Source organism: Halalkalibacter akibai JCM 9157, from assembly GCF_000513135.1.
In the GTDB taxonomy this organism is placed as follows: Bacteria; Bacillota; Bacilli; order Bacillales; family Bacillaceae_D; genus Halalkalibacter; species Halalkalibacter akibai.
Genome location: NZ_BAUV01000001.1, coordinates 80,292 through 95,106 on the forward strand (window position 1 = coordinate 80,292; position 14,815 = coordinate 95,106).

General features: G+C 41.2%; 14 protein-coding genes and 2 pseudogenes. 15 read left to right on the plus strand and 1 reads right to left on the minus strand.

What is annotated here, in order from left to right:
- Nucleotides 1-408: 408 nt before the first annotated feature.
- From JCM9157_RS00405 to hisIE, 9 genes and pseudogenes are all read left to right on the plus strand, one after another.
- Nucleotides 409-837, plus strand: a complete 429-nt coding sequence (locus JCM9157_RS00405) for a VOC family protein (protein WP_035660924.1) — start codon at nt 409-411, stop codon at nt 835-837.
- Nucleotides 838-1,573: 736 nt separating this feature from the next.
- Nucleotides 1,574-2,746: an ATP phosphoribosyltransferase regulatory subunit gene (locus tag JCM9157_RS00410; protein WP_173401239.1), complete on the plus strand. Its 1,173-nt coding sequence runs from the start codon at nt 1,574-1,576 to the stop codon at nt 2,744-2,746.
- A 1-nt stretch (nt 2,747) separates the two neighbouring features.
- Nucleotides 2,748-3,386 (plus strand): ATP phosphoribosyltransferase, encoded by a 639-nt coding sequence (gene hisG / locus JCM9157_RS00415; protein WP_035660926.1) that lies wholly within the window; start codon nt 2,748-2,750, stop codon nt 3,384-3,386.
- Nucleotides 3,383-4,653 (plus strand): annotated as a pseudogene (gene hisD, locus JCM9157_RS00420) (histidinol dehydrogenase). Before hisG ends, hisD begins: the two are co-directional and overlap by 4 nt.
- 1 nt (nt 4,654) lies before the next feature.
- Nucleotides 4,655-5,245 carry an imidazoleglycerol-phosphate dehydratase HisB gene (hisB, locus tag JCM9157_RS00425; protein ID WP_035660929.1) on the plus strand — a complete coding sequence of 197 codons (591 nt, stop codon included), beginning with the start codon at nt 4,655-4,657 and terminating at the stop codon, nt 5,243-5,245.
- Between the two features lies 1 nt (nt 5,246).
- Nucleotides 5,247-5,891 carry an imidazole glycerol phosphate synthase subunit HisH gene (hisH, locus tag JCM9157_RS00430; protein WP_035660932.1) on the plus strand — a complete coding sequence of 215 codons (645 nt, stop codon included), beginning with the start codon at nt 5,247-5,249 and terminating at the stop codon, nt 5,889-5,891.
- Nucleotides 5,884-6,618 (plus strand): 1-(5-phosphoribosyl)-5-[(5-phosphoribosylamino)methylideneamino]imidazole-4-carboxamide isomerase, encoded by a 735-nt coding sequence (gene hisA, locus JCM9157_RS00435; RefSeq protein WP_035660935.1) that lies wholly within the window; start codon nt 5,884-5,886, stop codon nt 6,616-6,618. The genes hisH and hisA overlap by 8 nt, the downstream gene beginning before the upstream one ends.
- 1 nt (nt 6,619) lies before the next feature.
- Complete coding sequence (hisF, locus tag JCM9157_RS00440) at nt 6,620-7,378, plus strand: imidazole glycerol phosphate synthase subunit HisF (RefSeq protein ID WP_035660938.1); 759 nt, start codon at nt 6,620-6,622, stop codon at nt 7,376-7,378.
- Complete coding sequence (gene hisIE / locus JCM9157_RS00445; RefSeq protein ID WP_035660940.1) at nt 7,375-8,001, plus strand: bifunctional phosphoribosyl-AMP cyclohydrolase/phosphoribosyl-ATP diphosphatase HisIE; 627 nt, start codon at nt 7,375-7,377, stop codon at nt 7,999-8,001. Before hisF ends, hisIE begins: the two co-directional genes overlap by 4 nt.
- A gap of 224 nt (nt 8,002-8,225) precedes the next feature.
- Here hisIE and JCM9157_RS00450 read toward each other — a convergent pair.
- Nucleotides 8,226-8,413: pseudogene (locus JCM9157_RS00450) on the minus strand (DUF4177 domain-containing protein).
- A gap of 169 nt (nt 8,414-8,582) precedes the next feature.
- On the opposite strand from JCM9157_RS00450, the gene JCM9157_RS00455 reads away from it, so the two are divergent.
- The 6 genes from JCM9157_RS00455 to whiA all read left to right on the plus strand — a co-directional run bounded on the left by JCM9157_RS00455 (nt 8,583) and on the right by whiA (nt 14,799).
- Nucleotides 8,583-9,632, plus strand: a complete 1,050-nt coding sequence (locus JCM9157_RS00455) for a tetratricopeptide repeat protein (protein WP_035660942.1) — start codon at nt 8,583-8,585, stop codon at nt 9,630-9,632.
- Between the two features lie 115 nt (nt 9,633-9,747).
- Nucleotides 9,748-10,692 (plus strand): thioredoxin-disulfide reductase, encoded by a 945-nt coding sequence (gene trxB, locus JCM9157_RS00460; protein ID WP_035660944.1) that lies wholly within the window; start codon nt 9,748-9,750, stop codon nt 10,690-10,692.
- Between the two features lie 769 nt (nt 10,693-11,461).
- Entirely contained in the window at nt 11,462-11,920 is a 459-nt protein-coding gene (locus JCM9157_RS00465) for an NUDIX hydrolase (protein ID WP_035661256.1), read from the plus strand.
- Nucleotides 11,921-11,937: 17 nt separating this feature from the next.
- The gene (gene rapZ / locus JCM9157_RS00470; RefSeq protein WP_035660947.1) at nt 11,938-12,831 is read left to right on the plus strand and encodes an RNase adapter RapZ; all 894 of its coding nucleotides are present in this window, start codon (nt 11,938-11,940) and stop codon (nt 12,829-12,831) included.
- Nucleotides 12,831-13,784: a gluconeogenesis morphogenetic factor MgfK gene (gene mgfK / locus JCM9157_RS00475; protein WP_035660948.1), complete on the plus strand. Its 954-nt coding sequence runs from the start codon at nt 12,831-12,833 to the stop codon at nt 13,782-13,784. The genes rapZ and mgfK overlap by 1 nt, the downstream gene beginning before the upstream one ends.
- Before the next feature lie 52 nt (nt 13,785-13,836).
- Nucleotides 13,837-14,799: a DNA-binding protein WhiA gene (gene whiA / locus JCM9157_RS00480; protein WP_035660951.1), complete on the plus strand. Its 963-nt coding sequence runs from the start codon at nt 13,837-13,839 to the stop codon at nt 14,797-14,799.
- Nucleotides 14,800-14,815 lie beyond the last annotated feature (16 nt).

Consider the following 14,815-nt stretch of genomic DNA (forward strand, 5'->3'; position numbering starts at 1 on the left):
GAGTTAATGAGAAGAATCAAGAAGAACCGAGTACACACCTATTCAAGGTTGGTACTCGGTTTTTTTGTATGACTTTATAAGGTAACTAGTGTTATCTCATTTTTTTACGTTTCATTGCCCAGATACCCATGCTAATACATAAGACTAAGAAGATGCCAAAGGTAATCAAAAGTATAAGGTTCGTCGCATTCATAAGTTTAAACAGCCTCCTAAGTAGAGCTAGCTATATATTCTATTTTCTGAAAACCTTTTAAAAATATACGTGTTATGTGAAAGCACCTCTGACAATTGCATTGTCGTCTTACAACAAGTAATAGTGATTTCTTGTATGTTATTGAATTTTAAAATTACTAAGGTTGGTGCAAAATGAAGTAGAAAGTTAAAAAAGAAGAAAAAGGAGTCGGGGTAATGGCTGTTGATGTTTATCTAACCTTTAATGGAAACTGTCGCGAAGCAGTAGAGTATTATGCTGAGGTATTTAGAACAGAAGCTCCACAAATTATGACATATGGAGAAACACCGTCAGATCCAAGTTTCAAGATGCCAGAGGAAGCAAAAAATCTTGTCTTACATACAAGGCTATCAATTGAGGGAAGCAACGTGATGTTCTCAGATACATTCCCTGGAACACCATATGTAGCAGGTAATAACATTAGCTTAGCTGTAATCAGTCAAAATCAAGACAACATCACTCACTACTTCAACCAGTTAAAGAACGGTGGGAAAGTAGGCTTAGAGCTGCAAGAAACGTTTTGGAGCAAGTGTTACGGCAAGGTAACTGATAAGTTTGGGATAGAATGGCAGTTAAGCTATGATAACGGTGAAATGGGAAGTTAGTTATTAGGGGTGTTAGGGGTCAGCTGTTTAGTCTTGAGACGTACCTTGTTTACAAGGTAGGTACTCTATAAGTGAGTGGACACAGAAGACCTTATATAACCAAAAAACAAGTGTATTTCGACTTTAGCGGACTCAGGTGACCTTATATGGCAAAATGAAGCTGGTTTTAATGTGAATTTTCTCAAATAGCGAACCTAGTGACCGTTTGAAGCTGAAAATAAACTAAATCGGCACCAATAAAGACCTCTCTGTCCGCGTAGTTCAAATGCGGTTGAGGGGTCTGACCCCCAGCCTATTAACGCATTAACGCGCTGGGGGTCAGACCCCCACATTTGTGGATAACTACCAACAATACACACACTTATCAACAAGTTATGCACATTTACCCCTTTTATCCACAGTTAAACGCTTACAAACTTCCTGAATATAACAATTCCTCCTCCTACCACAACTAATCACCTGAATTTTTGCAAAACGGTTGACGCTAATTGCGGGTCATTGTAAACTAAACACTATACTTTATCTTATTAGCACATTAGCGAACTAAAGCAAAGAGTGAAATAATCAATCTAACTCAAACAACAACATTAACAAACACCTCACATATTAAAACGCGCGCGAAAAAACAGGTATTTTGACAGTAATCGCGAATGATATGTAAAGATAGAAAAAGAATTGGGGATCTGCAGCAGATAGCTGACAGACAAACGGAGAAAAGATAAGGGAGTGACGTTCGGTGGCTAAGCCATTTATGTTTGAAAAACCGCTTGGAATGCGGGATACATTACCTGGAATGTACGAAATGAAAAAGCAAGTGAGAGAGCAGATCGAAGAAGAAATGAGTGGTTGGGGCTATCAAATGATTGAGACTCCGACATTAGAATATTACGAAACGGTTGGTGTAGCGTCAGCGATTTTAGATCAACAACTCTTCAAATTGTTAGATCAACAAGGAAACACGTTAGTGCTTCGTCCTGATATGACCGCACCAATCGCACGTTTAGTGGCTTCTAGCATGAAGGGTGAAGCCTATCCTTTGAGACTCTCTTATCAATCAAATGTTTACCGCGCTCAGCAGCATGAAGGTGGAAAGCCAGCTGAGTTTGAACAAATTGGGGTAGAGCTGATTGGTGATGGAACTGTTAGTGCTGATGGTGAGGTTATTGCACTTATGGTGTCTTCATTAAAACGAGCGGGCCTAACAAATTTCAAAGTGGCAATTGGTCACATAGGCTATGTGAACGCGTTATTAGATGATATCGTCGGAGAACGCGCAGATGCGTTAAGACGTTTTCTATATGAAAAAAATTACGTTGGCTTCCGTGAGCATGTGAAGAACTTGCCTTTGTCTTCGATTGATAAAGGAAGACTTCTTGGTCTCCTGAAACTTCGAGGCGGGAAAAATACACTTGAAGAAGCGTCAAAATTAATCTCAAACGAAAAAGGCACGAAAGCATTAACGGAATTAGAAGAGTTATGGCAAGTGCTTGAAAGCTATGGAATTGAAGAATACGTTAAGCTTGATTTAAATCTTGTTTTACACATGAGCTACTATACAGGTGCTGTCTTTGAAGGGTATGGTGGCAACCTAGGAGTCCCACTTTGTAGTGGCGGCCGTTATGATGAATTGCTTGGTAAGTTTGAGCGTCCAGGGCAAGCAACAGGATTTGGACTGCGCTTAGATCTTCTAGTTGAAGCAATTGGTGAAACGCAAGAAAAGCGAAAGAAAACGTGTATTATTTTTAGTAAGGAAAGACGTGCGGAAGCTTTCCAAGAGGCTGCTAGTCTAAGAGCAGCTGGAGAAGCGGTTGTTGTTCAAGACATTGCAGGCGTAACCGATGTGGACGGCATGTCCGAACAGTTTACAGAAGTGTACTACTACATTGGTCAAAAGAAAGGAGAAGCGTAAAATGACAGATTGGTTAACGGTTGCGATGCCGAAAGGGCGAATTTTTGAAGAAGCACTTGAGTTATTACGCAAAGCTGGCTACAATCTGCCAGCGGAATTTGATGATTCGCGCAAGTTGATTATAGATGTTCCTGAAGAAAAAATGCGCTTTATCCTTGCTAAACCAATGGATGTACCGACTTATGTCGAACATGGTGTTGCTGATGTAGGAGTGGCAGGTAAGGACACGATGATCGAAGAAGAGCGCGTCGTCTACGAAGTACTTGACTTGAAAATTAGCGAGTGTTACTTAGCAGTTGCTGGTCTTCCGGGCTATGAAAAGAAAGACATCAACCCGAAAGTGGCGTCTAAATATCCGAACTTAGCGACTCAATATTTTAAAGAGCAAGGCGAGCAAGTGGAGATCATTAAGTTAAACGGCTCCATTGAATTAGCGCCGTTAATCGGGCTTGCTGACCGGATTGTCGATATTGTATCAACAGGAAGAACGCTAAAGGAAAATGGTCTTGTTGAACTCGAAACGATAGTACCAATTACATCACGTTTGATTGTGAACCCAGTCAGTTACCGGATGCAAGATGAACGAATTGACCAAATGGTTGAGCGCTTGTCACGGGTCGTTGAGGGGGAAGAAGCATGAGAATTGTTCCAGTAACAGCGGATGTAAGCATTAAACGCGACATAGACACAGGAACCGAAACACAGCGTGAAGCGGTTGAAGCAATCATTCAACAAGTTCGAGATCAAGGTGATCAAGCCATCCGTGAATTAACGAAAAAGTTTGATGGCGCAGACATCGAAAACTTTCGCGTAACAAAACAAGAGCTAGAAGGTGCTTATGCAGAAATGGATCAAAGCCTGATCGAGGCACTGAGAGAAGCGATTACTAACATCCGTGATTTCCACGAACGGCAAAAACGCCAGTCTTGGTTAACAACAAAAGAAGACGGAACAATTCTAGGTCAAAAAATAACGCCACTTGATTCAGTTGGGGTATATGTGCCAGGTGGAAAAGCGGCGTATCCGTCTTCGATTATGATGAATGTTATCCCAGCCCAAGTGGCGGGAGTGGAGCGGATTGTGATGGTGTCACCAGCCGGAGCGGATGGCAAGCTTCCAGCGAGTGTTCTTGTAACAGCAAGTGAGCTTAATGTAAAAGAGATTTATAAAATCGGCGGGGCACAAGCCGTTGCGGCACTGGCCTATGGGACTGAATCCATTCAAGCTGTTGATAAAATAACAGGACCAGGAAATATCTATGTCGCTTTAGCGAAAAGAGCGGTTTTTGGTAAAGTGGATATTGATATGATTGCAGGACCAAGTGAAATTGTCGTGTTAGCGGATGAACAGGCGGATGCACGTTTTATTGCAGCCGATTTACTTTCGCAAGCCGAACATGATGAACAAGCGTCAGCTGTATTAGTGACCACTTCACAAAAACTTGCAGAACAAGTGGCAGTGGAAGTCGAGACACAGCTCGCACCGCTTCCGAAAAAAGCGATTGCTGAAGCTTCGATCAGAGACTATGGCGTCATTTATGTTGCTCGTGATCTTGTTGAAGCGATTGATGTCGTGAATCAACTTGCCCCGGAGCATTTAGAAATTTTAACAGAAGAACCGATGAACCTTGTTGGTCGCATTCGTCATGCGGGAGCTATTTTTGTCGGACCTTATAGTTCAGAGCCTGTTGGCGATTATTTTGCAGGACCGAACCACGTGTTGCCAACAAACGGAACGGCAAGATTCTCAAGCCCACTTAATGTCGATGATTTTACGAAAAAATCAAGCATTATCTCTTATAGCAAACAAGCATTACAAACAAACGGACATAAAATCTCAGCATTGGCTCGTTTAGAAGCTTAGAAGCCCACGCCAGAGCAATTGATATAAGGTTGGAGGATAAATAAGATGACAGAAAGACGCGCACAAATTGAACGATTAACTGGAGAAACACAAATCAAACTAGACTTCGCGATAGATGGAGAGGGGCAGTCTAACCTTGAAACAGGAGTTCCTTTTTTAACACACATGCTCGACCTTTTCACAAAGCACGGTCACTTTAATCTAACAGTTGATGCTAAAGGAGATACAGAGGTCGATGATCATCATACGACTGAAGATATCGGTATTTGCCTAGGTCACGTGTTAAAGGAAGCGCTAGGAGATAAAAAAGGAATTCGTCGTTACGGTAATGCCTTTGTGCCAATGGATGAAACATTAGCTCAAGTGGTCGTTGATTTAAGCAATCGTCCTCATCTTGAATTCCGAGCTGAATTTCCAAGTCAAAAGGTTGGGACGTTCGATGTTGAACTTGTTCATGAATTCATGTGGAAACTTGCTCTTGAAGCGCGCATGAATCTTCACATTATCGTTCATTATGGTTCTAACACTCATCATATGATTGAGGCTGTGTTCAAAGCGCTAGCGCGTGCTTTAGACGAGGCGACAAGTATTGATGAGCGTGTTAAAGGAGTTCCGTCAACGAAGGGGATGTTATAAGATGATCGGCATCGTAGATTATGGGATGGGGAACTTGCACAGTGTGAGTAAGGCACTGGAGCGTTTAGAGTTGGATTATATTTTAACAGATAACATAGAAGAGTTGAAAAAAGTAGATGGGCTTTTGCTTCCTGGTGTTGGTGCGTTTCCAGATGCGATGAAAACGTTAAACGAAATGGGTTTAAGTGATTTTTTGCGTGAATGGGCTGAATCAGGTAAACCGCTTTTAGGCATTTGCTTAGGGATGCAACTGTTGTTTGAAGAGAGTACCGAACATGGTGAAACAACCGGATTAGGCTTGCTTCCAGGACGCGTTGAGCGCTTTGTCGGTCATGATGCGAACGGTGTGAAATACAAAGTGCCACATATGGGTTGGAATAAGCTTGAGTTTCATCAACCAGACCAGCCTCTTTTGCAAGATGTTGAAGAAGGTCATGTTTATTTTGTTCATTCGTATGTAGTCAAAACAGAGGCTGAGGATGTATTACTTGCGACAAGTGAGTATGATGTGACAGTCCCGGCAGTCGTTGGTCGGAATAATGTTCTTGGTACTCAGTTTCACCCAGAGAAAAGCAGTCATGTCGGAATGGCGATCTTAAGAAATTTCGGAGAGCTCGTGACACAAGGAGGAGAAGTTCGTGAGTGAGTTTGTGATTTATCCAGCAATTGATATGAGAGACGGCAAATGCGTTCGACTAGTACAAGGAGATTATGATCAGGAAACGGTTTATGGTGACTCTCCATTTGATATGGCCAAACAATTTGCGGATGCAGGAGCAGAGTGGATTCACATGGTCGACTTAGACGGGGCAAAAGCAAAAAAACGTGTCAACCATGAGCATGTTCTACGTGTGGCCAAAGAGCTAGACGCAAAAGTTCAAGTTGGCGGAGGCATTCGCACAAAAGAAGATGTAGCCTTTTACCTTGAGCAAGGCGTCGACCGTGTTATTTTAGGGAGTGTAGCTGTTAACAACCCTGAGTTTACAAAGGAAATGTTAGCTACATACGGTGGAGAAAGAATTGCGATTGGCTTAGATGCACGTGATGGATTCGTAGCAACAGAAGGCTGGCTTGAGACAAGCTCGGTGAAAGCAGAAACACTTGCTCAAGAGTTAGCACGTCACGGGGCAGAGGTATTTATTTTTACCGATATTTCCCGCGATGGCATGCTTTCAGGTCCTAATACGGTGGCTATTACGGCTTTGGCTGAAGCAACAGGAAAACAGGTAATTGCTTCTGGTGGAGTTAGCTCATTAGCTGACTTAACTGAGCTTCGTGAACGTAAAAACAGAGGTGTGAGTGGAGCGATCGTCGGCAAAGCCTTGTACACAAATCAATTCACGTTAGCTGAAGCGTTACAAGGAGGAGAATAACATGCTGACTAAACGCATTGTTCCATGCCTTGATGTAAAAGAAGGTCGTGTTGTCAAAGGCGTGCAATTCGTTGATCTACGTGACGCGGGTGACCCAGTAGAACTGGCAGCTTTTTATGATGAACAAGGAGCTGATGAGCTTGTTTTTCTAGACATCTCAGCCTCTCATGAGGGGCGTGAGACGATGGTGGAAGTCATTGAACAAGTGGCTGGTACACTTTCCATTCCTTTTACGGTTGGTGGAGGCATTAACGCACTTGAAGATATGAAACGCGTGCTACGTGCTGGAGCGGATAAAGTTTCATTGAACACAGCCGCAGTTAATCGACCGGAGTTAATTAAAGAAGGAGCTGACTTCTTTGGCTCACAATGCATCGTTGTCGCGATTGATGCCAAGTACGATGAAGAACTAGGTTCTTGGCGGATTTACACTCACGGTGGACGGAAAGCAACGGATTGGGAAGTGACAGCTTGGGCGAAGGAAGCGGTGCGTCTTGGTGCGGGAGAAATTTTACTAACGAGTATGGATCAAGACGGAGCGAAAACAGGCTTTGATCTTGCATTAACAAAAGCCGTAAATGACGCGGTTACTGTACCTGTAATTGCTTCAGGTGGAGCTGGGAAAAAAGAAGACTTCGCTGACGTGTTTGAAGAAGCCAAAGCTGATGCAGCGCTTGCCGCTTCGATTTTTCACTATAAAGAAACCTCGGTCGCAGAAGTAAAAACGTATTTAAAAGAAAAGGGTGTGGCCGTACGATGACAAACGATCAAATTAAATTTGATGAAAAAGGGTTAATCCCAGCCATTGTTCAAGATGCAACGAGTAAAGAAGTATTAACTCTTGCTTATATGAATAAGGAATCACTAGAAAAGTCGATTGAAACGAGAGAAACGTGGTTTTACTCGCGTTCTCGTCAAGAGCTTTGGCATAAAGGAGCTACTTCTGGCAATACACAGAAGATTGTAGACATGCGTTATGACTGCGATTCCGATGCTTTAGTTGTTCTTGTTTTGCCTGCAGGACCAGCTTGTCATAAAGGCTCTTATACTTGTTTTTCCGATTCGCTTTTACAAGATGAAGCTATTAGGGTAAATCCAACCCGCTTTGCCATTTTAGATGAACTTGAGCGCACGATTGCCGAGCGCGAAGCAGAAATGCCTGATGGTGCTTACACAACATACCTTTTTGAAAAAGGCGTTGATAAAATCTTGAAAAAAGTCGGAGAAGAAGCAGGAGAAGTGATCATCGCTGCCAAAAACCGTGACCCAGAAGAATTAAAATGGGAAGTCGCCGACCTGCTCTATCACGTACTAGTCCTCCTGCGCGAGCAAAAGCTGCCGCTTGATGAAGTGTTAGCAGTGCTTGAGGAAAGACATAAGTAAGAGATTAGAATACAACAACTATCGAAACTTGACTGATAACTAGCACAACCTTAGCGGAGGAAATATACGTAGACTCCTGCGGGATTAAAGGCAAGGGTGAGACCCCGCAGTGCGTTTGCACGAGGAGGCTCACCAGCCGCCCGCGGAAAGCGAAGTATATTTCCGAAGCGAATGCGATACAGTAACTATCATTACACTCATATCTTAATTGAATATTTTTTTCGCTAATCAATCCGCCGCTTAAAAATCAATTCAAAATAAGAAGCCGCGCCGTAACCCGAAGTGCAGGGGCGAAAATCTGCACTAACTCCCATCCCTCTTTTTCAAAATCAAACACAATTTGCTGATAATCTTCTTTCGGTTTTTTATTAAATGCGCTTAATTCAACTCTTCTAAAAGTATGTTCATACATAGACTCACTTCCCTTGTTAGTATTATTCATTATACGAATAGAAAAAAAGATAAGTTTCATTTCGCCCATCAGAGCTTTAGTGGCAGGTAACCTCCAAAAAACATAGCCCATTCTACCTAAAATGTTGTATACTGATAGTTATGAAGAGAAGCTGGAGGTACCAAATTTAATGGGAATATCACCTAAAGATGAACATGAAAAAAGCAAAGTTGTCCCGATGTTTCAAAGTGGAGATTACTTTTTCCATCGCGGCATAGAAGCTTACCGTAAGAATCATTTACATCGTGCGATTAAGCTCTTTGAACGAGCTGTGAAAATCACAAATACGGAACCTGTTTTTCATGTTCAATTGGCAGCGGTACTCTCGGAGATCGGTGAGTATGAGCGTTCCAATGAGATTTTACAGAACGTTTTACATGAAAAAGAAGGAAACGTAGACGAATGTTTCTTCTTTATGGCAAATAATTATGCATACTTAGGAATGTTTGAAAAAGCGGAACGGATGGCTTTGCGCTATTTAGAAACATCTCCTAATGAACGTTTTTCAACAGATGCTAAAGATTTATTAGACTTACTACAATTTGAGCGGGAAGAAGAAGATTGGGATTCGTTAGCTGAGGATGAAGATGAACTAATAGCCGAACACGAACGTGCGCACACGATGCTGCGTGAAGGTAATGTCGAAGCCTCGATTCCAATTCTGAAGAAGATTATCGCGGAACATCCTTCTTATTGGGCTGCACATAATCATTTGGCTGAAGCACTTTATCGTCTTGGCGACGATTCGGCTTTCTCTATTTGTGAAGCCATTCTTGAAAAAGATGAAGGTAACTTGTTTGCAATTGCTAATTTAGCTTTGTTTTATCAAAAAAATGGAGATGCTAAAAAGGCAGAGCCCTTTATTCATTCATTGAAACGTGTGTACCCGCTTGATGGTGATCACTTTGTAAAAGTGGCTGAAACTCTTTGTGCCGTTGGAGAATTTAAATTAGCGTACGAACGCCTTAAAGATTTAGGACAGTGGGAGCTTGAATTGCGTCCTGAGTTGCTTTTTAGCTTTGGTGTCGCTCTTTATCATATCGGAGAAGAGAAAAAGGCGATTTCTACTATAACGAAAGCGGCTAAGATGGGGTCAATACAAGCAAAAAAATTGGTTAAAAAATTAAATGCTGGTGAGGTTGATCGAAGCAATATTTTTTATGATATTTGGGTTGAGTAGCTGAGCAGATTTATAGACAATCATCAGACGATTCGCTACGATAAGGGTAATAAAGCTTATCTATGATATAGCAATGGATTCTGATCATTGCGCTCATATAAAGGAGTGGAATTAAATGAGTGAGGAAAAAATTTATGATGTAGTCATTGCTGGAGCAGGTCCAGCTGGTATGACGGCAGCTGTCTATACATCACGTGCTAACCTATCCACGATCATGGTTGAACGTGGAATTCCAGGTGGTCAGATGGCTAATACAGAAGATGTCGAAAACTACCCTGGCTTTGATCATATTTTAGGCCCGGAACTTTCAACAAAAATGTTTGAACATGCGAAGAAATTTGGAGCTGAATACGGTTACGGTGATATTAAAGAAATCATTGATGAAGGTGAATTTAAAATCGTCAAAGCCGGAAGCAAGGAATTCAAGGCGCGCGCTGTTATTGTGGCGACTGGAGCTGAGTATAAGAAACTTGGCGTACCAGGTGAAAAGGAATTAGGCGGCCGTGGAGTTTCTTATTGTGCGGTATGTGACGGAGCATTCTTTAAAAATAAAGAACTTGTTGTTGTTGGTGGCGGGGACTCTGCGGTGGAAGAAGCCGTTTATCTAACTCGATTTGCATCAAAAGTAACGGTTGTTCATCGTCGTGACGAACTACGTGCTCAAAAAATTCTGCAGCAACGCGCGTTTGATAACGAGAAAATTGAATTTATCTGGAATCACACAGTAAAAGAAATCAACGGCGAAAACAACAAAGTAAGTAGTTTAACTCTTGTGAGTACAGAAACAGGAGAAGAAAAAGAGTTTAAAACAGACGGAGTTTTCATCTATATTGGAATGCTTCCTCTTAATGAAAGTGTTAAAAATTTAGGCATTACAAATGAAGATGGCTATGTTGAAACAAATGAAGAGATGGAAACAAAAGTACCTGGTATTTTTGCAGCAGGAGATATCCGTGAAAAATCACTTCGTCAAATTGTCACAGCAACAGGTGACGGAAGCCTAGCCGCACAAAACGTCCAACACTACCTAGAATCTTTAACAGATAAACAAAAAGCATAACCAAGATTTATGCTAGGACAAAAATTCGAACAAATGATGGATGGTGCAAATACACCGCTCCTGAAATATACTCCGCTTTCCGCGGGAAGCTGGTGAGCCTCCTCGTGCTACGCACTGTGGGGTCTCACCTTTGCTTTTCATCCCGCAGGAGTCTACGTATATTTCATCCGCTAAGTTAGAGCCTAGCTTTATTTCTCAGTTCAATATTATTGCTATGTCCTAGTCTCTTTTTTTGCTTAATTAAAACTAGTGAAATGAAGCGGAAGGCACTTGACTCCTGCGGGAAAAGAGGAAAAGGCAAGACACCACAGACGAAGTCGTGGAGGCTTGGCTTCCTCCCCGCGGAAAGCAAGTGCCTGAAGCGCAATGCAACGGAGCCGGTAGGGAAGAATGATGTGCAACCCCGAAATTAGTTTTATTGAAAAAGGTGTTCAGCCTAAGCCATGACTAGTCTCGTCCCACTTTCAAACGTCATTCGTTTTTAATCCTTTTGTAACACGGATGAAATATAAAAAGGGTAAGATATAAATAAGTAATTGACCCCCTTTTTTATATATTTTAAAGCACGGACTTAGGTCCGTGCCCTTTTTTTAGCTTTTTTCCATTCACAAAACATCCATAAATAAAGTAAAATCCGCTTTTTCCCTATTTCTAGCAATTGTGAGACCTTTCAATTAATTGTATAATAATATAATAGACCGTGTTATATATTATTTTAAGGGTTAAAAAGCATTAAATAACATGGACTAGGTGACGTGGGGTGAAGCTGTTGCAACGGATAACAAACTGTGTACTTACAATAGGTGATCAAACATTACTATTACAAAAGCCAAGTCGGGGCTGGTGGGTAGCGCCAGGTGGGAAAATGGAACCTGGTGAAACAATTAAAGAGTCAGCCGAAAGAGAATTTCGTGAAGAAACAGGACTCGAGGTTTCAGCTGAATTGCGAGCCATTTCAACGATTGTCATTCTTGAAAACGATCAAATGGTTGATGAATGGATGATGTTTACCTTTCAAGCAAAGAGTTATCAAGGTCAGTTATTTGACCAATCTCCTGAAGGGGACTTGGAGTGGAAACCGATAAAAGAAGTGTCTCAACTTCCAATGGCAGAAGGAGATTTATACATGTTTCGCCATGTATTAAGTCGCCAAGGATTAATGTATGGGACTTTTTACTATACAAAAGATTTTAAATTAATATCTTATCGTTTAACACCAGAATTTTAGTAAGAGAGGTGAAGAGGTTGACACTCGAGCATGAAGAAATTCAAATTGTGATTATTACCGGAATGTCAGGAGCGGGAAAGACTGTTGCAGTCCAAAGCTTTGAGGATCTGGGTTATTTTTGCGTCGATAACTTACCTCCTGCCCTTATTCCAAAATTTGTTGAGTTAATTGAGGGTTCTAACGGTAAGTTGAATAAAGTAGCTCTCGTTATTGACCTACGTGGTCGTGAGTTTTTTGAACATATGTTTGACGCAATTGATTCAATTAGCCTCTCACTTAATTTAAACTACAAACTTCAAATCCTCTTTTTAGATGCGAAGGACGCGAAGCTTGTTCAACGCTATAAAGAAACGAGAAGATCGCATCCACTTGCTCCTAATGGATTGCCATTAGAAGGCATTCGTTTAGAACGCGAAATGCTTGAAGAAATGAAGGGTCGATCGCAACAAATTATTGATACTACAGACATGAAGCCGATTCAATTAAGAGAGAAGATCATCCAACGATTTTCATCTAATGAAAAGCATCCTTTTACGGTAAATGTCATGTCTTTCGGTTTTAAATATGGAATGCCGATTGATGCTGATCTTGTTTTTGACGTTCGATTCTTACCGAACCCCCATTATATTGATCATATGAGACCGAAAACAGGTCTCCAAGAAGAAGTATCGAACTATGTATTAAAATGGTCTGAAACTCAGCAGTTTATTGAGAAATTAACCGATCTGTTGAAATTCATGCTTCCGCAGTATAAACGAGAAGGAAAAAGTCAAGTTGTAATCGGGATAGGTTGTACTGGTGGTAAGCACCGTTCTGTTACTCTCGCTGAGTATTTTGGTAAATCCTTCGCTGATGAATATGCCTTACACGTAAGTCATCGGGATATTGAAAAAGGCAAGGAAGCCCATTAATGAAAAGAAAAAATGTAGTGGTAATCGGAGGGGGAACCGGTTTATCTGTTTTACTCAGAGGGTTAAAAACATTCTCTGTTGATATTTCTGCCATTGTAACAGTGGCAGATGACGGAGGAAGCTCAGGCAGACTTCGAAAAGAATTAGACATACCTCCACCAGGGGATGTCAGAAATGTTTTGATAGCGCTAGCAGAGGTTGAACCTTTAGTGGAAGAGTTATTTCAGCACCGTTTTGCAAACGGCAATGGCTTATCTGGACATTCTTTAGGGAATTTATTGTTAGCTGGGATGACGTCGATCACGGGGGATTTTGCTAGAGGCATCACAGAATTAAGCAAAGTTCTAAATGTTAGAGGAAATGTTTATCCAGCTTCTAATCAAAGTATCGTTTTGCACGCAGAAATGACGGATGGCACGGTTGTAACGGGTGAATCACTTATTCCGCTTAAGAAAAAACAAATTAAGCGAGTGTTTTTAACACCAGAGGAAATTCAGCCGCTTCAAGCGGGCATTCGAGCCATTGAAGAAGCCGATTTGATTGTACTCGGTCCAGGAAGTCTTTATACGAGTGTGATTCCTAATTTGCTCGTCCCTGGTATTGCAAATGCCATTAAGCAGTCGAAAGCTAAAAAAGTGTATATCTGTAATGTTATGACTCAAGTTGGTGAAACCGATCATTACACAGCGGCTGACCATATTCAAGCAATTGTTGATCATTGTGGATGCAAGTTAGTTGATGACATTCTAGTAAATGGCTCGCCTGTTTCTTCAACTATTCAAGCTCGTTACGCGAAAGAAGGGGCTGTTCCTGTTATTGTTGATGAACAGCGCCTGATGAGACTCGGAATCTCTATTATTCGAGATCATTTTGTTCTAGAACGAAATGATATTTTAAGACATGATGCGGTAAAAGTGTCTGAAGCCATTTTACGAGCAAGCGAGATTAAATAAACGTGTAGTTCAACGAATGAAGATTCACTACACGGCTGAAAGGAGGAGGACGATGTCCTTTGCAGCCAAAACGAAAAAAGAATTAACACAGCTTGAATCTGAAGACTGCTGTGCGCAAGCTGAACTTGCTGCTTTAATTCGGATGAATGGGTCGGTCTCGTTTAATCAAATGAAATTAGGGTTAGATGTGACGACTGAAAATGCAGCGATTGCAAGACGGATTTATACACTTATTAAAAGAGTGTATCCGACGATGTTCGTTGAACTGCTCGTTCAGAAAAAGATGCGTTTGAAAAAAAACAATGTGTATCTCGTTCGAATGCAACATGAAGTGAAAGAATTATTAATGCAGTTAGAGATTATGGGAGAAGGACTCATCTTTATGAGAACGATTTCTAAAAAACTAACAAAAGGTTCATGTTGTAAACGAGCTTACTTAAGAGGGGCATTTTTAGCTGGAGGGTCGATTAACCATCCCGAAACGTCTTCTTATCATTTGGAGATTTTTTCGCTTTATGAAGAACATAATGATTCCTTATGTGAACTGATGAACGAATATCAATTAAGAGCCAAAACATTGGAACGCAAAAAGGGGTTCATTACGTATTTAAAAGAGAGTGAGAAAATCACTGAGTTTTTAAATGTCATTGGAGCTCACCAAGCTTTATTATATTTTGAAGATGTCCGAATTATGAAGGACATGCGTAACTCGGTAAATCGGCTCGTCAATTGTGAAACTGCTAACCTAAATAAAACAGTTGGAGCTGCACTAAGACAGGTTGAAAACATTCGTTTGATTGATCGGGTCATGGGACTTGACCAACTTCCACCTAAATTAAAGGAGATTGCTGAATTACGAGTACTTCATCAAGACGTAACCCTTAAAGAATTAGGAGAAATGGTCGGTTCTGGCCCCGTAAGTAAATCAGGTGTTAATCACCGTCTCAGAAAATTAGACCAAATTGCCGATAAACTAAGAAACGGTCAACCATTTGATGTAGAAACTAAAAAATAAAAGAACTTATAGAGGA